General features: G+C 46.4%; 21 protein-coding genes. 15 read left to right on the forward strand and 6 right to left on the reverse strand.

Annotated elements, in window-relative coordinates:
- Positions 1–3 precede the first annotated feature (3 nt).
- The 4 genes from HP398_RS02725 to HP398_RS02740 all read left to right on the forward strand — a co-directional run bounded on the left by HP398_RS02725 (position 4) and on the right by HP398_RS02740 (position 4,111).
- Positions 4–1,341, forward strand: coding sequence for an ABC transporter substrate-binding protein (locus HP398_RS02725; protein ID WP_173621743.1), 1,338 nt, complete (start codon positions 4–6; stop codon positions 1,339–1,341).
- 108 nt (positions 1,342–1,449) lie between these two features.
- On the forward strand, positions 1,450–2,760 hold the full coding sequence (locus tag HP398_RS02730) for a carbohydrate ABC transporter permease (RefSeq protein WP_173621744.1): 1,311 nt from the start codon (positions 1,450–1,452) through the stop codon (positions 2,758–2,760).
- 12 nt (positions 2,761–2,772) lie between these two features.
- Positions 2,773–3,600, forward strand: coding sequence for a carbohydrate ABC transporter permease (locus HP398_RS02735; RefSeq protein WP_017248389.1), 828 nt, complete (start codon positions 2,773–2,775; stop codon positions 3,598–3,600).
- A 19-nt stretch (positions 3,601–3,619) separates the two neighbouring features.
- A complete protein-coding gene (locus tag HP398_RS02740) occupies positions 3,620–4,111 on the forward strand; it encodes an SRPBCC family protein (protein ID WP_173621745.1) in 492 nt (163 codons plus the stop codon).
- A 79-nt stretch (positions 4,112–4,190) separates the two neighbouring features.
- On the opposite strand, the gene HP398_RS02745 is transcribed toward HP398_RS02740, so the two are convergent.
- Positions 4,191–5,600: a sigma-54 interaction domain-containing protein gene (locus tag HP398_RS02745; protein ID WP_017248391.1), complete on the reverse strand. Its 1,410-nt coding sequence runs from the start codon at positions 5,598–5,600 to the stop codon at positions 4,191–4,193.
- A 230-nt stretch (positions 5,601–5,830) separates the two neighbouring features.
- Here HP398_RS02745 and pdhA point away from each other — a divergent pair, with 230 nt between their 5' ends.
- The 6 genes from pdhA (at position 5,831) to HP398_RS02775 (ending at position 11,990) form a co-directional block, all read left to right on the forward strand.
- On the forward strand, positions 5,831–6,898 hold the full coding sequence (gene pdhA, locus HP398_RS02750) for a pyruvate dehydrogenase (acetyl-transferring) E1 component subunit alpha (RefSeq protein ID WP_173621746.1): 1,068 nt from the start codon (positions 5,831–5,833) through the stop codon (positions 6,896–6,898).
- The gene (locus tag HP398_RS02755) at positions 6,895–7,878 is read left to right on the forward strand and encodes an alpha-ketoacid dehydrogenase subunit beta (protein WP_173621747.1); all 984 of its coding nucleotides are present in this window, start codon (positions 6,895–6,897) and stop codon (positions 7,876–7,878) included. The genes pdhA and HP398_RS02755 overlap by 4 nt, the downstream gene beginning before the upstream one ends.
- Positions 7,879–7,895: 17 nt before the next feature.
- Positions 7,896–9,197 carry a dihydrolipoamide acetyltransferase family protein gene (locus HP398_RS02760; protein WP_173621748.1) on the forward strand — a complete coding sequence of 434 codons (1,302 nt, stop codon included), beginning with the start codon at positions 7,896–7,898 and terminating at the stop codon, positions 9,195–9,197.
- Entirely contained in the window at positions 9,198–10,643 is a 1,446-nt protein-coding gene (gene lpdA / locus HP398_RS02765; RefSeq protein WP_173621749.1) for a dihydrolipoyl dehydrogenase, read from the forward strand. It abuts the gene before it with no gap.
- 131 nt (positions 10,644–10,774) lie between these two features.
- Positions 10,775–11,125, forward strand: a complete 351-nt coding sequence (locus tag HP398_RS02770; protein WP_017248396.1) for a VOC family protein — start codon at positions 10,775–10,777, stop codon at positions 11,123–11,125.
- Between the two features lie 430 nt (positions 11,126–11,555).
- Positions 11,556–11,990, forward strand: a complete 435-nt coding sequence (locus tag HP398_RS02775) for a hypothetical protein (protein WP_017248397.1) — start codon at positions 11,556–11,558, stop codon at positions 11,988–11,990.
- 168 nt (positions 11,991–12,158) lie between these two features.
- Here HP398_RS02775 and HP398_RS02780 read toward each other — a convergent pair whose 3' ends face one another.
- On the reverse strand, positions 12,159–12,749 hold the full coding sequence (locus tag HP398_RS02780; protein ID WP_173621750.1) for an NAD(P)H oxidoreductase: 591 nt from the start codon (positions 12,747–12,749) through the stop codon (positions 12,159–12,161).
- Between the two features lie 2 nt (positions 12,750–12,751).
- The gene (locus HP398_RS02785; RefSeq protein ID WP_173621751.1) at positions 12,752–13,750 is read right to left on the reverse strand and encodes a hypothetical protein; all 999 of its coding nucleotides are present in this window, start codon (positions 13,748–13,750) and stop codon (positions 12,752–12,754) included.
- A gap of 167 nt (positions 13,751–13,917) precedes the next feature.
- On the opposite strand from HP398_RS02785, the gene HP398_RS02790 reads away from it, so the two are divergent.
- The 3 genes from HP398_RS02790 (at position 13,918) to HP398_RS02800 (ending at position 15,497) form a co-directional block, all read left to right on the forward strand.
- Entirely contained in the window at positions 13,918–14,262 is a 345-nt protein-coding gene (locus HP398_RS02790; protein WP_007721669.1) for a winged helix-turn-helix transcriptional regulator, read from the forward strand.
- 30 nt (positions 14,263–14,292) lie between these two features.
- The gene (locus tag HP398_RS02795; RefSeq protein WP_173621752.1) at positions 14,293–14,511 is read left to right on the forward strand and encodes a hypothetical protein; all 219 of its coding nucleotides are present in this window, start codon (positions 14,293–14,295) and stop codon (positions 14,509–14,511) included.
- A 491-nt stretch (positions 14,512–15,002) separates the two neighbouring features.
- Entirely contained in the window at positions 15,003–15,497 is a 495-nt protein-coding gene (locus HP398_RS02800; protein WP_173621753.1) for a YdhK family protein, read from the forward strand.
- A gap of 92 nt (positions 15,498–15,589) precedes the next feature.
- On the opposite strand, the gene HP398_RS02805 is transcribed toward HP398_RS02800, so the two are convergent.
- From HP398_RS02805 to HP398_RS02815, 3 genes are all read right to left on the reverse strand, one after another.
- Entirely contained in the window at positions 15,590–16,060 is a 471-nt protein-coding gene (locus HP398_RS02805) for a GbsR/MarR family transcriptional regulator (protein WP_173621754.1), read from the reverse strand.
- A gap of 128 nt (positions 16,061–16,188) precedes the next feature.
- Complete coding sequence (locus HP398_RS02810; protein ID WP_173621755.1) at positions 16,189–17,580, reverse strand: M14 family zinc carboxypeptidase; 1,392 nt, start codon at positions 17,578–17,580, stop codon at positions 16,189–16,191.
- Positions 17,573–18,766: an MFS transporter gene (locus HP398_RS02815; RefSeq protein ID WP_017248405.1), complete on the reverse strand. Its 1,194-nt coding sequence runs from the start codon at positions 18,764–18,766 to the stop codon at positions 17,573–17,575. Before HP398_RS02815 ends, HP398_RS02810 begins: the two co-directional genes overlap by 8 nt.
- 212 nt (positions 18,767–18,978) lie before the next feature.
- On the opposite strand from HP398_RS02815, the gene HP398_RS02820 reads away from it, so the two are divergent.
- Positions 18,979–21,045, forward strand: a complete 2,067-nt coding sequence (locus HP398_RS02820; protein WP_017248406.1) for a sigma-54-dependent Fis family transcriptional regulator — start codon at positions 18,979–18,981, stop codon at positions 21,043–21,045.
- Positions 21,046–21,268: 223 nt separating this feature from the next.
- Positions 21,269–22,519, forward strand: coding sequence for an MFS transporter (locus tag HP398_RS02825; protein WP_173621756.1), 1,251 nt, complete (start codon positions 21,269–21,271; stop codon positions 22,517–22,519).
- Positions 22,520–22,596 lie beyond the last annotated feature (77 nt).

Here is a 22,596-nt window from a genome sequence, read left to right on the forward strand (position 1 = left end):
TAGATGAAAGTTGTGAAAAGACTTACATCCGTTGGACTTACCTTAGTAATGGCCTTCTCATTGGCAGCATGTTCCTCCACACCACAGCAAGCTTCTACGGATACAACCCCATCACAGCCTGCAACACCATCCGCACCCAAAACAGAGCCAGCACAGCAACCAGCAGAAAAAATCAAGCTCGTCTACGCACGGGGCAAAGACTCAACGGATTCCACTGTAAAGCTCGTGGAGGCGTTTCAAAAAGTAAATCCGAATATCGAGATTGAGATTCGCGAAATGCCTGCGGATACAGGACAAAGCCATGACCAGTACGTCACGATGTTCAGTGCACAATCGTCTGAGATCGACGTGTTTGACCTCGATGTCATTTGGCCAGCCGAATTCGCACAAGCGGGTTATCTCCTTCCGCTCGATCGCCTGATGGAGCAAGATGGAATCGAAACCGGAAAATATATCAAAGGGGCCATGGATGCCGGGAACTTTGGCGGCCAGCAATGGACCATGCCCAAGTTTATCGACGCGGGTCTCTTGTTCTACCGCAAAGATCTCGTAACCGATGCTCCAAAGACGTGGGATGACTTGATTGCCCAAGCAAAAGCAACGAAGGGCAAGGGCGGCACGAAGTTCGGCTACTTGATGCAAGCCAAGCAATATGAAGGTTTGGTTTGTAACTTTGTCGAGTTCAGTGCATCGTACGGTGGAAAAATTTTGGATGAACAAGGAAAAGTAGCGGTCAACAATCCAGCTACGATCAAAGGGTTGAAAAAAATGATCGAGGTCGTCAAATCCGATTTCGTCCCAACCAATATCACCACATTCATGGAGCCGGAATCACATACGGCATTCCTCGAGGGGCAGGCACCTTTTATCCGCAACTGGCCGTATCAGTTCGCGTTGGCGCAGGATCAGGCTCAGTCCAAAATCGTCGGTCAAGTCGGGATCGCTCCACTGCCAGCTGGCGATGCAGGCTCCGCAGCAGCACTCGGCGGTTGGATGGGCGGAATCAACAAGTTCTCGAAGCACCCGAAAGAAGCTTGGGCATTCCTCAAATTCATGACAGGTCCAGAGGGTCAGAAAATATCCGCGGTAGAAGGTGGGCTCGCACCAACCTATTTGCCAGCCTACGATGATGCTGATGTTCAAAAAGCCAGTCCGTTGTTTGCCAACAAAGATTTCGTCGATGGCGTAAGCGCTGCTGTATCTCGTCCAACGACTCCGATCTATCCAAAAATTTCGGAAGTGATCCAGATCGAAGTATCCAAAGCGCTTGCAGGGCAGCAAACAGCCGAGCAAGCGGTGCAAAACATGGAAACGCAGATGAACGACCTGATGAAAAAATAAGCGGCAACATGTGGAGCTTCCAAGGGGGTCTAATCGGCATCCTTGGAAGTTACACAACGATCGGGCAATCACAAGCAAGCTTCTAGTGGGAAGGAAGGTGGTGAACGGATGAATCGATCAACCAAAATGTCTCTCTCAGAAAAACAGATGGGGTATTTGCTGATTTTTCCTGCACTGCTCATCATACTTGTTATCGCGATTTGGCCTGTCATGCGATCCTTTTGGATCAGTCTGCACGACATCCGGTTGAACGACCCGACGAAATCAGAGATTCACTCTTCATACGGACTAGATATGGAGCGCTACGTCAGTACGTTACCCAATCTGCTCCGGTATGTGAAGAGGGAGGCGGACTCTGCAGAAGGGTCATCAAAGGAAAAACTGAACGCGCTCCAAGCGCAAATCGAACAACTGAACACTTCCCTCAACCAAACAGGCGAGATCGCGAGCCGATACCAAATGATCGACCAGCTATTGCTGGAATTTAAACCAGTCCCCACAGAACTCAAATATGTGAGCCTCTCGAACGAACAAACAGACGCAATCAAAACTAGCTTGGCGGAAGTCAGAGCGGTTCTTTTGCAAATGAGTGAACAAAAGCTGCTTGCAAAGCCAGAGGGTGCTCTTGGCGTAATCCAAGGCATTGAAGCTTCGATTATCGAGCCCAACTTTGTTGGCTTTGCCTACTACAAGAAGTTTTTAACAGACGCTCGGATGTGGGGGGCTCTGTACAATACAGCGTTTTTTACCGTTATCTCCGTTGCCATTGAATTGGTGCTCGGCATATTGATTGCCCTGTTGATCAATCGCCCTTTTCATGGAAGGAGTCTTGTTCGAGCAACCGTGTTAATACCGTGGGCGATTCCAACTGTTATCTCCGCGATGATGTGGAAGTTTTTGTACGACGGGCAAAATGGCATCGTCGCCTATCTTTTTGAGCAGGCAGGGCTGATCTCAGATATGGGGATGCTCCTGACGACTAAGGCTGGCGCCATGTTTTCCGTTATTTTGGCAGATGTGTGGAAGACGACGCCATTCATGGCCTTGCTCTTATTCGCAGGCCTGCAAACGATCCCGCAAAGCTTGTATGAAGCAGCTTCTGTGGACGGTGCAACCCGGACCCAGCAATTTTTTCGTATTACGCTTCCGATGCTGAAATCAACCATTCTGGTGGCATTATTGTTCCGTACATTGGATGCATTTCGTGTGTTTGATTTGATTTACACGCTGACAGGTGGGGCACCTGGGAACTCGACCGAGACCATTTCTATTTACGCGTACAAAACGATGTTTGCTCAAATGAGCTTCGGAGAAGGCTCCGCGCTCGCAGTCATTGTCTTTTTATGTGTGGCGCTGATCTCCATCGGCTATGTCAAAATATTAGGAGCTGATCTGCTGAGTGATGGCAGTGGCAAATAAGGAGGTGATTGGATGCGCAAACATACGGGTCCCTTGTTTTACGTGGGTTTACTGCTATTCGTCTTTCTAGTGATGTTCCCGTTTTTATGGATTCTCCTCGCAGCATTGAAGCCACCAGCGGAGCTGTTTGGAGAGCGAGCCTTTCATTTTATCATCCAAAATCCTTCATTTGACAACTTTGTCCGCGTCTTCACGGAAAGACCGTTTGCCCGTTACTTGTGGAATTCGACTGTCGTGGCGACGTTAACCACACTCTACTCCATTACGATCGCTTCTTTTGCTGCCTATGCGATTGCCTGGCTGTCCTTTCGGGGAAAGACAATTATATTAGGTGTCGTACTGGCTGTGTCCATGTTTCCGCAGATCGCTACTATTTCGCCTATTTTTATGTTCATGCAATCGATGGGCTTAACAAACAGCTACATCGGTCTGATCATTCCTTATACAACTTTCGCGCTTCCGCTTGCGATCTGGAATTTGACCATCTTTTTCCGCAAAATACCGAGTGATTTGGGCGAAGCAGCCAAAGTAGACGGCGCGAGCATTTGGCAGACGATGACCAAAGTGTTTTTCCCACTCGCCATGCCTGGGGTTTTTACGACGGCCATCCTCGTTTTTATAGCAGCGTGGAACGAATTTTTGTTCGCCCTGACGTTGAATACACAGGAAGCGATGAAGACTGTGCCTGTGGGAATCGTCATGTTTCAGGGAATGTTTACAATCCCGTGGGGAGAAATATCTGCTGCCTCCATCATCGTGACGATCCCTCTCGTAGTAATGGTGTTGATTTTCCAAAGGCGGATTATCTCTGGCCTTACTTCTGGGGCAGTAAAAGAATAAAAGGGAGTCATTCTATCGTTTGTCTCGCAAATGTGATTATGATACGGTGGAAGCAGCAATCAGAAAGCGAGTTGACGGATGCATGAATAATCTTACAAAATTTCAGATTAACAGACCTGCGCATGAAGTGTTCGAAGCTTTCGTGGACCCGGCGAAAATCGGCAACTTCTGGTTCTCTTCCAGCTCGGCAAGGTGGGAGGAAGGGAAGAACATTACGTTATTCTACGATATTTACAACGCAGAAGTAGGGATTACCGTTCATGAAATCGAAGTGAATAAGCGCATCTTTTTCCAGTGGGCTGGAGAAGAAAATACCGTAACGATTACGTTAAAAGCGTTGGATGAAGCCACGACGATCATTGAAGTGAACGAAGAGGGTTTTCAAGAAAATGATCCTGCGCTCCTTCAAAAAATAGTCGACAATAAAGAAGGCTGGGTGTACGTCTTAAGCTGTTTGAAGGGGTATCTAGAGCATGGGATCCACACATTAAGAGAAGGGCTTGTGAAATAGCCCTCGGATGCTTTGCGAGACCACACTCTGAAATAACGAGAAAGCCCGAACCTACGCGTATCGGGCTTTTCCTTTTGCGCTATTTAATTCTGAGGCTGCGTTTTTTTCGCACGAGCGTGGATATGTTCACTTGCAGCTTATCCGCACACTGCTGCATGGTGTCTGTCTCTTTCAAGAGTCGTTGGATATATGCACGTTCAAACCGTTCGACCGCTTCTTTTAGCGGCAACAGCTCATCCATTTTGGCGAGATGGAGCGGCAGGGCTGTCTGCTGGGTATTGCGAATGGACACCGGTAACTGATCAAATGTAATTCGCCCATTTTCACACATGTGGAAAGAACGTTCCACCACATTTTTCAGCTCGCGTGTATTCCCTGGCCAGTCATAATCCATCAGTGCCTCTAACGCATCTGTTTCGATGCGCATTTCTTGCTGGTACTTCCATTCGAGCTTTTTCAAATAGTAGAAAATGAGAGCCGGAATATCCTCGCGGCGTTCACGCAAGGGTGGAATGGTGAGAGCAAGTACATTTAGCCGGTAGAACAAATCCTGCCGAAACCGTTTTTGTTCCACCATCGATTCCAGGTCGCTATTGGTGGCAGCGATGATTCGCATGTTAACCTGACGCGATGTTTTCCCCCCGAGTCTGCGAATCCGCCCATCCTGCAATACATTCAAGAGCTTCACCTGTAAAGGAAAAGGGAGGTCTCCAATCTCATCGAGAAAAATGGTTCCTCGATCCGCTAGCTCAAACAATCCCTCCTTCGATTGACTTGCCCCCGTAAAGGCGCCTTTCTCATAGCCAAACAATTCGGACTCGAGCAAATGCTCGGGAATGGCCCCACAGTTTATCTTAATAAATTCCCCTGTACGTCCGCTTTGGGCGTGAATGTAATTCGCCATGACATCCTTACCGACACCCGACTCGCCTAGCAAAAGGACGGGGGAGTCGTTGGTCGCAAAGCGTTTGGCGAGTGAAGCGATTCGATGCATGAGCCCACTGCGATAAATGATCTGCTCGTCAAAGTCACCATCGGTTTGGATATGCTCCAGCGCCCTTTGATATGCCGAACTGATTTGACGTGTTTCCTCCAGCTCCTTCTGAAGCTGATTCAGCTCTGTGACGTCACGCACATTTCCCACGACAAACAATAATTCCTTGTTTGGATCGAGCAGCGGAGTAGCCGTGTTAATCGCTTGCCGACCGTTTGCATAATCGATCACGACACTATGGGTTTGTTTTGTCAAAATCGTACGTACAGCAGAAGAGTCAGGAACAAGATGCATTTCTTTTTGCTCCATAAAGCTAAAATTATTCAAGATGTCGGCGGGAACTCCCGTGATGTTCAAGTACGCCTCATTGTAGAGCAGGACGTAGCCGTTACGGTCACAGATCGCCAATCCATCGTGGGACGTACTGAAAATGGTTGTCAGCAATTTTGCCAGCTCATGATTGTCACTGGCCTGGAAATACTTGGTTTGATACATCGAAGTCCTCCTAAGTAGGCTTGTAAACGGAATAATCAGAATTAATCATCTGTGTGCAATCATGCATATGCAAAAATGAGCATTTTCGAATCGTATTGTTGTGAAATCGCTTTCAAATGATTGGCATGCTACTTGCTCTTCTATAGGGAGGAAAGCAGAAGCATGACGAGCAGAGTCACAATATCGAAAGACACCAAGGTGTTTTTCAGCGAAAAGAGAGGGATGTTTCCATGTCTTCATTATATCAGGTATTGAGTCCAGCGGGTGAGCTGGTAGGCGATCTCAAGGGGCAATTAGACGAGGCAACGATGATCAAGATGTATGAAAATATGGTGCTGGTTCGCCAGTTTGACCGCAAGTCGATTAACTTGCAGCGACAAGGCAGAATGGGCACGTATGCTCCCTTTGAAGGGCAGGAAGCTTCACAAGTAGGCAGCGCGATGGCACTGACACCTGGAGATTGGCTTTTCCCGACCTACCGAGACCATGCGGCAGCAATCGTCCATGGTCAATCCATGGCACGGGTGTTTCTCTATTGGATGGGCCACATGGAAGGGAGTATCAGCCCGAAACATCTGCACATCATGCCGCCATGTGTACCGATCGCGACTCAAATGGTTCATGCGGTAGGGACTGCTTGGGCGAGCAAGCTGCAAAACGAAAAGCATGTCAGCATCGCCTACTTTGGTGACGGGGCAAGCTCAGAAGGCGATTTTCATGAGGCATTGAATTTTGCAGGTGTGTTTCAAACGCCGACCATCTTCTTCTGTCAAAACAACGGCTTCGCGATCAGCGTTCCGTTTTCGCAGCAGTCTGCATCGAAAACGATTGCACAACGTTCGGCCGCGTATGACATCACTGGGGTTCGGATAGACGGTAATGATATCTTTGCTGTTTGGCTGACCATGAAAGAAGCCATGCAACGTGCGTTAGATGGCAAAGGACCGACGTTGATCGAAGCGGTGACATTCCGCTATGGCGCGCACACAACCGCAGATGATCCGAAGAAATACAGGGATCAAGAGAGCTTGTCCGAGGAATGGCGTCAAGAACGCGACCCACTCCAACGGCTACGTGTATATCTGGAGAATCAAGGGTTGTGGAATGAAACGAAGGAAGTAGAGCTAATCGCACGGGTGAATGAACAAATCGACGCCGCTCTTGTCGAAGCAGAAAGCTATCCGAAGTCCAAGCCGGAAGACATGTTCAAGCACGTCTACGCTGAACCATCGTGGATGGCAACGGAACAGGAGAGCGAACTCGTCAAGCCATCGAAGCAGGAGGGAATCCCAGCATGAAACGCAAACTGACGATGATTCAAGCAATCACGGAAGCCATGGATCAAAAATTGGCAGATGATTCACGCATGATGCTGCTCGGCGAGGATATTGGCGTAAATGGTGGCGTGTTCCGGGCGACCGAAGAGTTGATTCACAAGTACGGTCCGGACCGTGTAGTGGACACGCCGCTAGCTGAGGCGGGAATAATCGGGGCGGCAATCGGTCTTGCCATGAACGGGAAAATTCCTGTGGTCGAGATTCAATTCCTTGCTTTTATTTATCCGGGCTTTGAACAAATTGTTTCTCATGCTGCACGCATGCGCTATCGGACCCGCGGACAGTACCATGTACCGCTGGTCATACGCACGCCGTACGGGGCAGGGATTCGTGGGCCTGAGCTTCATTCGGAGAGTGTCGAAACGTTTTTTGCCCATGTCCCTGGTTTAAAGGTTGTGGCACCAAGCACACCTTATGATGCGAAAGGCTTGCTGATTGCAGCAATGGAAGATCCTGATCCAGTCATTTTTTTAGAGCCGACCAAGCTGTATCGCGCATTTAAACAAGAGGTTCCGGAAGAAATGTATCGTGTGCCCATCGGAAAAGCGAAGGTCGTCCAGGAAGGCTCGGATGTATCCATTTTTGCTTGGGGAGCGATGCTTCGTGTCGCAGAGGATGCTGCGAAACAGATCGAGCGCGAAAACGGCTTGAGTTGTGAAGTCATTGATCTGCGCACGCTCTATCCATTGGATCGGGATACGATCATAGCCTCGGTCAAAAAGACTGGACGTGCAGTTGTCGTACACGAAGCGCATAAGACTGCTGGCTTGGGTGCAGAGATCATCTCCATCATCAATGATGAAGCATTGATTTACATGAAGGCTCCCGTGAAACGGATTACCGGATATGACGTGCCCGTCCCGCAATTTAGCATCGAGGATGACTATTTGCCAACAGCTGAACGCGTGAAGGACGGAATTATGGAAACGGCTACGTTTTAAGAGAAGGAGCGAGTCATATGGTTGAGTTCAAGCTTCCTGATGTGGGAGAAGGTATGCATGAAGGTGAAATCGTAAAAGTGCTGGTACGAACGGGTGAATCCGTTCAACAGGATCAGCCACTCTTGGAGGTGCAGACAGACAAGGTGAATGCCGAGTTGTCTGCGCCAGTGACTGGTATCATTCGTGAAATTTTCATAGCGGAAGGGGAAACAGTAGAGGTAGGAACTACCCTTCTCGTGATCGATGCAGGAACGGATGCAAAGAAGGAAGAAACAAAGCTTCCAGAAAAGGACGTAAACCCGGAAAAAACAGTCAATTTCGCACCAGCTCGTGCTGATCACCGACGCTCATTGGCCACGCCATACGTTCGGCAGCTAGCACGGGAGATGAAGCTGGATATCGAGTTGGTCACGGGTACAGGAGCAGCGGGGCGTGTGACGGAAGAAGATTTGCGCCAATTCGCCAATCGCCTGCAAAAGTCAGCACCAGCTAAGTTTCCGACGACGGCTACTGGCAATGAGCGTCTGTTGGAGGCAAGTACAATGGTGGTTGAGACTAAATCAGTTGATCAGCCGAAAACAGTGTCCGCTACGCGTGTAGCCACCTCGTCACAGGGAGAAATCGAACGGCTACCGTTAAAAGGCATCCGGAAAAAGATTGCCGAGCATATGGTGAAATCAGTCACAATCATTCCGCATGTTACTTCTGTCGATGAGCTGGAGATGGATCAGCTGCGTGCTTTGCGTGAAAAGTTAAAGTCACATGCGGATAAGCGAAATATCAAGTTGACCTTCCTGCCGTTCTTTATCAAGGCGTTGGTTATTGCACTGAAGGAATTCCCGACGCTTAATGCATCGATTGACGAGCATACGAATGAAATCTTGCTCAAGCGCTTTTACCATATCGGCATTGCTACAGATACGCCTGAGGGATTGATCGTACCAGTCATCAAGGATGCAGACCACAAATCGATTTTTCAACTCGCAGAAGAAATCGATCAACTGGCTCGCTTGGCTCGCGAAGGCAAATTGACCATGGAACACATAACAGGCGGCACTTTCACGATCAGCAATGTAGGTCCAATCGGGGGACTGCAAGCAACTCCCATCATTAATCACCCCGAAGTGGCCATTATCAGTTTGCACAAAATGGAGAAACGATGGGTTGTGCGTGAGGATGAAGGGGTCATTCGCTGGATGATGAACTTGTCACTTTCGTTTGATCACCGCCTGATCGATGGTGTGACGGCAGTGCGTTTTACCAACCGGATCAAGGAGCTGCTGGAAGATCCGAATCTATTGTTTGCGGAGATGGTATAGATGGTAGTCGGCGAAGTAGCAGTCGAAACAGATGTGGTTGTCATCGGTGGTGGGCCAGGAGGTTATGCAGCCGCTATTCGTCTCGGGCAGCTGGGGAAATCGGTCGTTCTAATTGAAAAAGAAGTACTGGGTGGAGTCTGCTTGAATCGCGGATGCATTCCGTCGAAAGCATTGATTCATACAGCAGGTGAATACCACAAGCTAAGTAGTCTGAATAAGCTTGGAATCCAACTGCCTACAGGGAAATCGACCTTCTATATGTCGAGCTGGCAGACGTGGAAGTCCTCTGTCGTTGCTCAACTGAACAATGGGGTCGATTATCTCTGCCAGGCCAATGGGGTTACAGTCGTAAAGGGGACAGCGACATTTCTCTCGAGTGATCGGATTGGCGTAGAAACGAGTGGCGATTTTGAAACGTACAAATTCAAACAAGCGATTATCGCGACAGGATCACGTCCATTCATTCCACCGTTTTTGAAAACAGATGGGGAATATATTCTGGATTCTACTGATATGCTGGCATTGGATGAAGTACCGGAAACACTGGCTATTATCGGCGGGGGTTATATTGGAATGGAGCTCGGGATGGCGTTTGCCAAGCTTGGATCACAGGTGACCGTCATTGAGGCAACCCAGCGCATTTTGCCGCAAACAGCTGCCCATCTCTCCCAAGAAGTGCTCAAGCAGGCAAAACTGCTCGGGATGACGGTAAAGATCGCGACAAAAGTAGAAAAGGCTGAGGTAGCGAACGGAAGAGTCACACTCGTATGTACTTCGGAAAAGAACGGTTCTGAAAGTATCACGGCACATAAAACGCTCGTCACTATTGGGCGAGTGCCTAACACAGGTGAACTTGGCCTTGCGCAGGCGGGAGTAGAAATGGACGAGCGCGGCTATATTCCGGTGACATCGACTGGTAGTACGAACAAGTCGCATATTTTTGCCATTGGCGATGTAACACCTGGCCCTGCGTTAGCCCATCGTGCGACGAAGCAAGGGATTGTGGCAGCCGAGGTGATCGCAGGGCTGCCTAGCAGTGTAGATTCCCCTTATGTCCCTTATGTGATTTTTACCGAGCCGCAAATTGCGGGTGTGGGGATGACACGAGAAGAGGCAGAGCTTCAAGGGTATAAAGTCAAACTAGCAGCCTTCCCTTATCGAGCGAATGGCAGAGCACTCGCCATGGATGAAGGAGAAGGTTTTGCAGAAGTGATCGTGGATCAAGAAAGTCATTTGCTGTTGGGAATGCACGTTGTAGGTGCTGATGCATCGAACCTGATCGGGGAGGGTGTGCTTGCACTTGAGCTTGCTGCACGTGTAGAGGATGTGGCGTTAACCATGCATCCGCATCCCACTTTAAGCGAGATATGGCTGGAGGCTGCCGAAGCGGTGTTAGGTCATGCCATTCATATCGTAAACAAATCAAAAGTAGCTGTGAACAAATAGGTTTATCGTGAAACCTTAAAGATAAGTGACGGATATTCATGACAATGATCAGCCTCAGAGCCTGTCAAGATTAGCACTTGCATGAATGTGCTACGCTTGAATTAATCTCGTGCAAAGGATGTGTGGTCATTATGAAATTGAATCACGTCAATCTTACCGTTACGGATGTTCCAGCTGCTTCTGATTTCTTGGAGAAATATTTTGGCCTGAAAAAGTTAGATACGTCGGCAGATGCCCGTGGCGATAATTTTGGGGTCCTATTTGACGATAACGGCCTGGTGTTTACCTTGATGAAGGGTGCCGAAGTCCAATATCCCAAGACATTTCATATCGGCTTCATCCAGGAGAGCGAAGAGAAAGTAAATGAAATCAATCAACGCTTAAAAGAAGATGGTTACAAAGTAGCTCCGCCAGTAAGATCGCACGGATGGACGTTTTATGTGAAAGCTCCTGGTGGCTTCACAGTTGAGGTACTTGCGTAACGCGTATACACATAGTCGAAAGCCTTCTTTTTCTCATAAGAAAAAGGGGGCTTTCTCTTTTCGTGCTCATAGATGTGATTGGCTTGAGAAATGAGAGACAAAACGCGAAAAGATGACTGTCAATGATCACCGAAATATTCGGGGGAATTTCGGATGCGGGAAGTAATGTATCGGATCGATTGGAAGATAAATAAACGGGGAGGGGTGGCTCTCTGCGGAGACACTAGCCGAAAAAAATGCCAGAGTAACTTAAAATGATACAGTTGTATTATTTAAAATTGCGTGTTATGATGTTTTCGTAAAAAATGGAAGGAGATGGAAATTGTGTATATTTTGTAATGTTCGAATGTCGCTACCAAGTCTATTCCCCTGTCAACTTGCTTCTCTTCTGAGGGCGAGTAAAAAGAAGAGTAAGAAGGAGTGTTTTACGATGAAAAAGTTTATGACTAGTTTAGCAACACTAGCATTATTGACTTCAGCAGTTCCTGCATTTGCACAGGAGGGACAGCAAACACCTGTAACTACTGCATCCACACAATATTCGTCATCAACCATTTTATCAATATCTCCTAATGAAGACGAAAAGTATGAAGATGTGTTTCAAGATATTGGGGTGAAGTTTAATTATATTCCAGGTGTAGATAGATATAAGTGGGTTCGTTACAATATTACCGATGGATATGAGGATATGACTGGTACCTCGTACACTACTAGCTCAAAAATTTATAGTTTCAGAATTGGAAAACTATACAGATTAACTGCTTATGCTGTAGACTCAAACAATAGAATTCTCGCAGTATCAGACCCGGTGGAAATTAGAGGGGAAAAAGGTTGGGATACGGTTATTAATTTTTGGTTGAAATAGTTACCTACTTAATAGATGACAAAAAAGCACCCACGAGGTGCTTTTTCTTTTACAAAATGAACTCATTAGGCAACGGTTCCATCCTCGCCCTTTGTCCAGTACTCCTCATCTTTGTCTGGAAAGGTCATTTTGAGAACATTAATTTGCCCACCGATAGCTCAGATAAATTTAAATAGACAGGCTCTCTTTTTTTCCAAAATGGAATCCCATGTGATAAGCACGGTCCAACAGCTGCTCGAGATGCGCAGGATTTTGCGCCAAGGTGTCATAAAGGAACTCAACCCTCGAATCGTCGATTCCGACGTAACTGGAGATCCCGACATTGAGGTGGTGAACCATCATTTGGTCATAATTTCTTTTTTGAAAATGATCTTCAGGAGCAGCTGCGAGACCGATCCACAATGCATGCTTATGATGCAGTTTACGTGAACCATAGGCAAACCCGTTGTTCCAGACGCGATCGATATATCCTTTCAACATGGCAGGCATGCTGAACCACCAGATCGGAAAAATAAAGGCTAACGCATCGTGCTTTTTCATGCGCTCCATTTCAATCTCGACCTCTTCGGAATATTTCTTATCCCCATTGTTCCAATCTGGCTCATCTTCCTCCCATAAAACAGGATGAAACCCCATGCGATGCAAATCCAAAACTTCAACCTCATGTCCTGCATCTTTTAGTCCCTGAACGAAACGTTCTGCAACGGCAAAGGTTAAGGAATTGGTTCGTGGATGGGTAACAACTGTCAGTACTTTCATTTTCATACACCCTCCATTTCTGTAGTAATTTGTACGCCAAAATCTTTGATGCGCGCGATAGCTGTGTCGATGGGGAGGAGGGTGTCAGGCAGATAAACTCCTCCATCAGCGGGTGGATTGCCATCCCATCCGAGAATGCGCTCAATCGATAGCAAAACCCCAAGGGCTGTCATATGGGCGTGACCCTTTGGATCAGAGATGCTAATACGGTAGGAGGCGGGTTTTCCCGTTTTCAAAAATCCCTTCATCTCGATATATAAATCTTGAGATGCCGATTTACCTGCGCGTGTACCAATCGAATCGCCCAAAACAAAATCAAAGCGGACGTTCGGAGCACCTGTGATTGATGCCAAATTAGGTACATCCAAGATCGCCATCGGGAAGCCTTCCACCGAGTAATCACCAGATAATCGCACCAATCTTCCATGTTGGGTAGCATCGACCCATTTCCATTGGGCATCTTGTCGCAACAGAGCTCGACTGATAAAGTCTTCTGACTCTTCCAGTGTTGAAGGTCCAATCAGATCGCGTTCGTCGTGGAGACTCGCCAATTCAATGGATTCCACCAGGGCAAAGTCCATAGCTGCTTGTGCCGCGACAAATGTTAGAATACCCGTCTGCGCATGACCAAGTGGGACAATAGGTCGTTTCGGTGGTGTTTGCAGGGCTGCAAATGTGAGTGTGGATAGTTCATCTGCAAGCTTCGTAATCCCAATGTGAGCAATCCCTTTTGTCAAAGCAGCTTGTAGGAGCACATCTCCAGGATCTTGCAAGGCAACGACAATCAAATCCAGCTCGCCAAGATTCTCTATCGTTTGACCGCTCGTCAAGTCAAGGTAAGCTGTCTGAGAATGGCCGAGTTCACGAGCGAGAGGAGCCCCTTTTTCCGGATTGCGACCTGCCAGTACAATCTCGACATTTTTGTTGATGCTCCGGATTAGGCGAGCGATTGCACTGCCAATGACACCGTAGCCTCCTGCGATCAGTAGGCGATTTGCCATGTTTCTTCCCTCCCGTTTTACAAGTAAGGTGCTGGTATATCCGAATCATGCACCATATAATGGAATGTGAAAAGTACGCACTTTTTTGTGCTTTCGATACCAAAAAGTAACATAGGAACAAAAAGGTTCCTGTAAAAATCGTATGAATGAGGGAGGATAGCCAATCGATGAGGCCAAAGCTCAAACATACATACCAGATTCCTTCTGAAGCAACGCTAGATGTTTTAGGTGGCAAATGGAAAACCTTGATTTTATGTCAGTTATACTACGGCCCAAAAAGAACGAGCGAATTGAAAAAACAAATGCCGGACATTAGCCAAAAAATCCTGACACAGCAGCTTCGCGAGCTGGAAGAGGACGGAATTGTCATCAGGACCGTATACAGCCAAGTACCGCCAAAGGTCGAATATGAATTGAGTGAATTGGGTGAAACGCTCAAACCAATCATGGATCTCATGTGTGAATGGGGCGAACGTTACCTACGGGGGGAAATACCGGGGAAAGAGTCTTAAAAGCCAGTCGGTGGAAGGAGGAACAATCACGTGCATTCACCCTTGTTTCCATTTTCAGACCCTGCAAAAACGCGATTCGATACAGAGCTTTTCAATGGATTTGACAGAAAGATCAGAAAAGAAAAGGTCGCCAGCTGCCTCATCATTCAAGACGGTTATCTTGCATACGAACAAGGACTGATTGCTGATTTAGAAACTCCTATCTATTCCTATTTTCCATTTAGAGCAAAAAACGGTCGATCCCGTTAAACGCACGATTACGCTGTTCACTTGCTGTCGATGACTCCTGGATTTGATTGGCCAGATACGAGAGGATTGGGTCTTACGGCTTGGATTGGTGGAGTGAAAGAATCGATTCAAGGAAAAGTTGGTCAGAGGACAACTTCTACCCGCTTGATTTATTCAGAAAGTACATACTTGCAGCGGAATAGATCGAAAACCAGTTCAGGACACGAGCAGGTCCATAGAACTGGTTTCTTTTTACATGAAACATTTTACTTGGACGGTTCGTCTGTATGGACAAGAGTTTTGCTGGCGCCGAAAGTATTCTCAAGGACCTACCAAGTGAGCAGAGGAAGCAATTCTATGCTCTGCTTTTACAGTTGATTGAAAACAAGGATTTGTCCATTCCGTCCAAGGATGCATTCAAGTAAAGCAACGAGCAGGATGCAAGTGGATAAGGAAGGTCTTGTGTACCCATAATACCTTTGACAGACAACTAAGAATTCGGGGTGTTTAGAATGAAAAGATGGAAACTGTTATCGCTCATGCTGGTTACCGCGATGGGGTTAAGTGCATGTGGAGGTCCTGCTGCACCGGATGTACTGGAGCAAGTAGAGATTGTACCGAAACCTACGTTTACAGTAGGGAGTGAAGTCATCTTGAAAGCAAGTCACCAACCGGGGATGCAAGGGGCAAAAGCAAAGATTGTGGGCGCTTATGACACAACGGCCTATTCAGTGACCTATACGCCTACAACGGGTGAGCCCCCTGTGAAGGGTTATAAATGGATTATTCAAGAGGAAATCAAAAACCACATCAAGCAACCGTATGATCCGGGAACGGAAGTCGTCTTGAAGGCGGATCATGTGAAAGGGATGCTCGATGCATCAGGCAAGCTTGATACGGCAAATACAACGACGGTTTATATGATCGATTACACCCCCACGACAGGGGGAGGAGAAGTGAAGAACTACAAATGGGTGACGGAAGATGAGATATCGCCTGTCAAATGATCGATGCCATCCTCTTATGAAAAAAGGCAGCCTTGGCTTTTTCAGCGCCAAAGCTGCCTTTCTACTTTTCCATTGATACGAGCTGTTTGATGTTACATGCGACGGTACTTCCACTCAGCGAGCATTTGGGTGAGAGATTCCTTGTATAGGTCAATGGCTTCCAGCGTCTCATGGAATCGCTGGATAACGAGCTCACTTTGCTTCAAACTGTCAATTTGTATTCCTTTTTCTATGACATTCTTCAATGATAGGATTCGCTCTAAATTCTGTAAAATCTCTTCTTCAATGGCGTTTGGTGCCATGATGTAATAGCTCACACGGTCACCTGTCACACTCTTTTTTTCCGCGAATCCAAATTTTAAAAGAATGCGTATATTGGTAGACACACTTCCTAGACTGACTTGCAATGTAGTGGCAATCTGCTCGGATGAAAGTGGTTCCTGTGAGACCATCAATAGTCCAATAATCCGGCCAGCAATTCTGGATAATCCTTGATTTTCGTGATGGAGAGCCATTTCTTCAATCAATTGCATCGTTTCTGCCGTTAATTTGTCCAACTTCATGACTCCTTTTTCCTCGTTTTTCCCGATTTCCATGCTTTTGTCTATTATACTACCAATAGTCATCGCTTTCTTCAGAAAATACCAAAAGAAAATGCGCCTGCTCTGCTGACAGGCGCTCATGTCACTCATTATTTTAGTGGCATGGCAGTGCTTTCATGGGTTTGACGAAGGTACTCCATGATCATCAAGGCAGAACCTAGCTGGACACCGCACAATTCGCGCAGTGGACTCATCGACCAGTTAAAAAAGGAGAGTAGCTCTTGCAAGCCTTGATCCAGCCATTTTTCTGAATCTGCTCGAATCTCTGAAAGGGTGATGTTGTCAGGCTGGGCGTCCAGCATGCGGATCATCATGCTGCAACAGCATAGAGAGCTCCATAGAGTGCGTAGTTTCAAGTCAAACATTTCAGCTACTGTTGCGAAGCGCGCTAAAGCTGCATCACTTTCCGCTAATTTTAAATGATGGGAGCGAGTTTCCTCCATACCGATCAGGAAATCCTCTACAGATCGCTGAAATCTGGTTGGTACCGTTATGGATGCCTGTGCGCTTTGGTATTGTTTGGATAAAAAAGCAATCTGTTCCCCTTCCAGTTTGGCTATGTCCAGCATAGCATCCTTGTAGCTATAAGTGGTTTCAGTTTTATCTCCCATGCTTGGATCCGTAAACAACGATATTTCCGAAACAAGGCAAAAGGTACGGTAACGTGACCCAGCATAATCGCGGGATGAGCCACCCATGAGGATTGCTTTCGCAGGGTCTTCTCCAGTAGGTAGGATGCTTTGGTAGTAATCGTACATGGTAGACAGCTCAGGCAGCTGATAAAAACCGTCTTGGATAGGGGGCATGAATGGTGCCTCAGGTTCGCCGATCATCAGCGGTAATTGATGATCATGGGTCAGTTTTATGATCTGTTGGCACAATGCATCGGGAAGAGGAGTCGATACATAATAAAACGTTCCAGTTTGATCGGAGCTGTGCAAGCTGTTGAGGAAATGCGGCTTGGCTTCATCAATCGCCCGCATAAATGCAACGGTTTCCGGTATGGGCTCGCTAAAGCTGAACGTTTTATACGCATACGGGAATGTCCATTCAGCTTGTTCGAGTATACTGGGACGATAGTAGCTGCGGATGTAATAATCTGGAGAAAACGGGCCACCGTACCAACCTTCATTCAGTCGGCAGCCATCTACATCGATTTCCTTGATGATATAAAAGGTATAATCCATTTGCTCTAATAGGGCAGTATCCTCACATAGCTTTTTACTGAGATACTCTAGCGATAGAGCTCCAATCGGCTCATTTGGATGCGGACAACCGACGAACAGCGCCCGATGTTGACCATTTCCGATTCGCAGCATGAGGATGGGGTGTCCGTCAGTAGAGTGACCAACGGTACTGAGGGTAACGAGATGTGGATAGGCGGCTGCTAATTCACGGGAAGAGGTGTCCAATTCCTCAATGGTTAGAAAATGTGAGAAATCAGGCATGTCTTGCAGCAGTTTTTGAATGAAATTAGTCAAGCTCCTCACTCCTTTTGAGATGGATAAGAAAGGATGAAACAAAAGCGATTCCTGCACCTACTAGCAACAGGGAAAAACCGGCTTGAAAGGAGTACGCCTGAATGAATGCGCCCATCGCGATTGGTGTAAAAATACTTGCCAGTTTTCCTCCGGTTAACAGAATTCCACTAGCAGTGCCCAAAGCAGCTGAGGGAATGATACGCATGGTTAGTCCAAGAATAGGTTGAGTGGTAAGGGATAGAAAAAACAAAGAGATCGACTCAAACAACAGAAACAGGTTGACATTGTCAGATAGGATCATAAGCGTAAGAAAAATCGTTGAGAACAGAAGGGACGGAATGACCATCGTTCGAAACTTTTGATGAAAATAACGGTCAAACAACCAACCGCCTGCCAAATAGCCAAGCATCGAAATGAGAAGAGGAAGCGATGCATATAAGCCTGATTGGGTAATAGCGAGATGTTTTTCAGTTGTTAAGTAGGTAGGTACCCATGTCAAGCATCCAACCATCACGATTTGAATTCCGCAGAGCATACTTGTTAGTTTCCACAAATGCCCGTTACGTATAAGAGATAGGAAAGGGATAGGTTTCGATTTTGATACTGAGCTTGAAGGTTGTTCAATTACGAAAGGACGGGGAAGGAATATCCAGAGAATGGGGGCCAAGAGCAGGCCGATTGATGCTGTAACAAAAGTAGCTTCCTGCCATCCCAGTATCGCAATCAATGGTGCTACCAGAAAAGGGGCAAGTCCAGTCCCAATTGGTTCGGCTGATGAAACGATGGATAATGTGGTCGTACGGATGTTTGCAGGTGTTCGTTCGGCAATCGCTTTTAACATAGCAGGCATTAGTGGGGCATCGATAAACCCCAACAAAAAACGGACAACGAGTAAGGCAGCAAAACCTGTGACCGCCCCTGTAAGAGCAGTCAATATTGCCCACAGTACCAAGCTGATTACAATAATTTGCTTCGATCCTCGTTTATCAGCAATGATCCCTCCCGGAATGGTAAAAATCGCGAAGCCTAAGAAATAAACACTGACAATCGCACCTTGCTCCACTGGATTCAGCTGAAATTCCTCTCCAATAAGTGGTAGTGCCATAATGATGCTGTACGAGCCAAGAACCCCTACGAGTATAGTGAGAAACAAGAGCACAGCACTAATCGAAGCAGACTTTTTCATGTGCATCACTTCCTAAAAGATGTTATGTGTATTATCTTAATTATTTTCAGTTATTTTAGTCAATACTGAAATTACTGAAATAAGAGTCATTTGAAAAAACTCCTTAGCCAACTCTGAAACCATGTTACAATATGAAAAGGGATTTGTTTCCACTATACAAGATGTGTTAGAAATGAAAACAGCCCCTAATTATATGTATGGAGTTGAAGGAAATGCCCCAGCTTAGGGATATCATTACTCCCGTACATGAGTGTCTTTCCCCCGAACATACCTTGTCTGATGCTATTCAATTCGTACAGCGGACAAAATGGGATACGATTCCTGTTACCGATGAGCATCAAAAATTGCATGGAGTATTGACCAGAAGCAGCCTCAATCAAGCCATTCTGGATGGACAACCATTAGCGAGCGCCATTCATTCCCTCATTAAAAAAGACGTCATTTGGACTCACATTAACAGTTCAGTAGGAGACATCCAAGAAATCATTCAAAAATCAGAAGTGGGGAACATCGTCATTTTGAATGATGACCACCAAGTAACCGGAATGCTTACCAAAACGGACATCATTTTCACATTGTTTCGAGCAACGAGTTCTTTAAAGGATCAACTGGAAGAAATTCTGGTTCGATCAGAGCTCGGCGCGATCATCACGGATGATTCCGAACGGATCACTTTCGCCAATCAGAAAATTTGCAATATGATAGGGCTGACACAAGCAGAATTGCTCCAGCGTGAGGTAACTTCGCTCATTTCAGGTATTCAATTAGAGTCCATGGAGCCTTCCGATCATTATCGGCTACAACTGGGGAATAGTCACGCCGTTACTCGTATTTCTCGCTTTGGGAAAAAAGGGTGCATCCTTCTGTTTCAAGATGTATCGCAAGTGGAAAAAATGGCTCAGGAGCTACAGAGCGTAGTCAAATGGAAGAGTATTTTGCAGACGGTCATCGATAATGCGTATGAAGGTCTGATCATGATCAATGAATGGAAAGAAGTTAACTTCGTGAGTCCATCTTTACTTGAGCTTTTTGAGTTTGAAGAATCGCAAATTTTATATAAGCCAATCCATGACGTTCTTCCTCAATTGGGACTCGAGCGCGTCATGAAATCAGGTCTACCAGAATATAGCGAGATGATGCAGGTAAAAGGCATCCGATATACCGTGCATCGCGTCCCCATTATGCAAGACAACGAAATCATCGGGGTTATCGGGAAAATCTCGTTCCGTGGACTGCACGAAATGAAAGAAGTCGTACGTAGACTGGAAAAGAGTGAAAAAGAAGAGAAGCAAGCCCCACAAGCGCAGCACGAGACCTCCCGATTCTCGTTTGAGCAGATTCTCACACAGGACCCTCAGATGGAGAAAATTATACGCAGCGCCATGAAGACAGCCAAAGGAAACTCGACTGTTCTGATCAGAGGCGAGAGTGGAACAGGAAAAGAGTTGTTCGCCCATGCGATTCACAGCATGAGCTGGCGTAGCAATGGCCCATTTGTAACAGTCAATTGTGCCGCGATCCCGGAGCATTTATTAGAATCAGAATTTTTTGGATATGAAGAAGGAGCCTTCTCGGGGGCAAGGCAAAAAGGGAAAAAAGGAAAGTTTGATTTGGCAAATGGGGGAACCCTGTTTCTAGATGAAGTGGGAGATATGTCGCTGCAGCTTCAGGCGAAAATGCTTCGTGTCCTCCAAGAAAAGGAATTTTACCGTGTGGGTGGAACAGAGCGTATCCAGGTCGATGTGCGCATTATAGCAGCAACGCATCGTTCCCTGGAGGAAATGGTCCGAAATGGGGAATTCCGAAACGATTTGTTTTATCGATTAAACGTCATCTCTTTTGAAATTCCGCCACTGGCGAAAAGGAAAAAAGATATTTTGTTGTTTATTCCTTTCTTCATGGAAGAATTAAATCGCCTGAACGGGACAAGCATTATCGGAATTGACCCGCTGGCGGTAAAAGCCATGATCGACTATGATTGGCCTGGCAACGTACGTGAACTTCGAAACGTAATGGAGCGCGCTATGCTGTTCAGTGAACACGGAAAAGTTGAGCTAGCGGATTTACCCGAATACATGTTGGGTCATGGAAAAAATGAAATGACCGCATTCTCATTTGATTCAGAGAGCACCCTTATGGAAAAGGCAGAAAGAGCTGCTGTACAGCAAGCGTTAGAGCAATCGGGCGGTAACAAATCCAAGGCAGCTAAATTACTGGGAGTAAGCAGATCTGTGTTATATGATCGTCTGAAAAAATACCAATTAAGTGTACAAGAGTAAATCATGGATGACTTCTGGATGAAACGGAAGTCATTTTTTTATGGCTACGTGTCTGTATTTTTTACATTTGTCTGTAAGGGGTGTTTAGTCGCCATACATAACAACATCTATCCAAACGGTAAGGAAGAATAAGAAAAGACTCATGTGTGATTGGCATAACACTTGCTTTTTCTGAATTTTGCGTCTAATTATTATTTTTACTACGAAGGAGGGGAGTTTTGGGATGAGATGGATAGTTCTAGCACTCATGTTTTTTGCCTACGTCATTAACTATGCGGATAAGGCGATCATTGGGTATGCAGCAGACCCTTTGATGAAGGAGCTTGGCTTAAATAGTGCCCAATGGGGGATGGTCGGGAGCAGTTTTTACTGGTTATTTGCGATCGCAGCTTTACTTGGAGGGACATGGTCAGATCGGATTGGCACTTCGAAAATGATCGTAGTTCTATTGCTTGCTTGGACCGTTCTGCAGTTTGGCTCCTATGCCATCATGACCTTGCCGATGCTGATCTTGTATCGGTTATTGTTGGGGGCGTTTGAGGGGCCATTTGGGCCGGTTGTGATGAGCCATGCTGCCAAATGGTTTCCTCCCGAAAAACGAGGAATAGCCTTTGCAGTCATCGTCTCTGGTGCCAGTGTTGGCGGAATTATTTCAGCGCCCATCCTTGTCGCGATGATAGAAAAGTATGGCTGGCGTTTGACCTTTGCACTCTTAGGTGTAGTGAGTCTGGTTTTGGCTTTCATCTGGTTGTTTGTTGATCGAAAAAACAAGAATCACCCGAGTAATCAAATGGCTCTATCCAAGGTGAAAAAATTGAGATGGGCAGATATTTCTCCCGTGTTGCGCAATCCAGCATGTTTTCTCACCCTTGCATTGGCGTTCTCTGCTTTTTGGCTATCCACTTGGTTGCTTATTTGGCTTCCACTGTACTTGACAAAAGTGCTGCACTTAGAGGCGATGAACATGGCTTATGCCGTCGCTGGAAGCGGTGTTGCAGCTACAGTCATGGTATTGGTGCTATCATCCTTTTCCGATCATCTTTATAAGAAGTCTAAGAGCGATTTCAAATCGCGGGTTCTGGTTTCAGGGATCGTCACGCTTATTGGTGGACTATCGCTCGCCTTTATGCCGGTATTTGATTCTTTTATCTGGATATTTGTTGCTTTGTGTTTAGCAAAAACATCGAGTTACAGCATTGCTGCAGTTGGACCGCAAATACTGATTAAGCTCATGCCTGAACGAGCTGGTTTCATGACAAGTATCTATTCGTTTATTACCAATATAGCCTCCATCGTTGCTCCGCTCATAACAGGAATCTTAGTGCAAGCAGCGGGCAATAACTTTGTGCTCGGATTTCATTACTCGCTTTACGTCATCGTGGGACTCTTCATTGTAACGGGGATTCTCTTTTTGGTGTTTGTCAGGCCGGATCAACCGTCCAAAGATATTCCGCTTCAAGTGGAGTCTGTGTAGGTGTCTGAAAACAAGATAATTGCGTTGAATTACCTGTTTGAAAATCAAACAATCCGATATTTTTCGTGTTGATTTTG

The sequence above is a fragment of the Brevibacillus sp. HB1.4B genome (genome assembly GCF_013284285.1).
Lineage (GTDB): Bacteria > Bacillota > Bacilli > Brevibacillales > Brevibacillaceae > Brevibacillus > Brevibacillus porteri.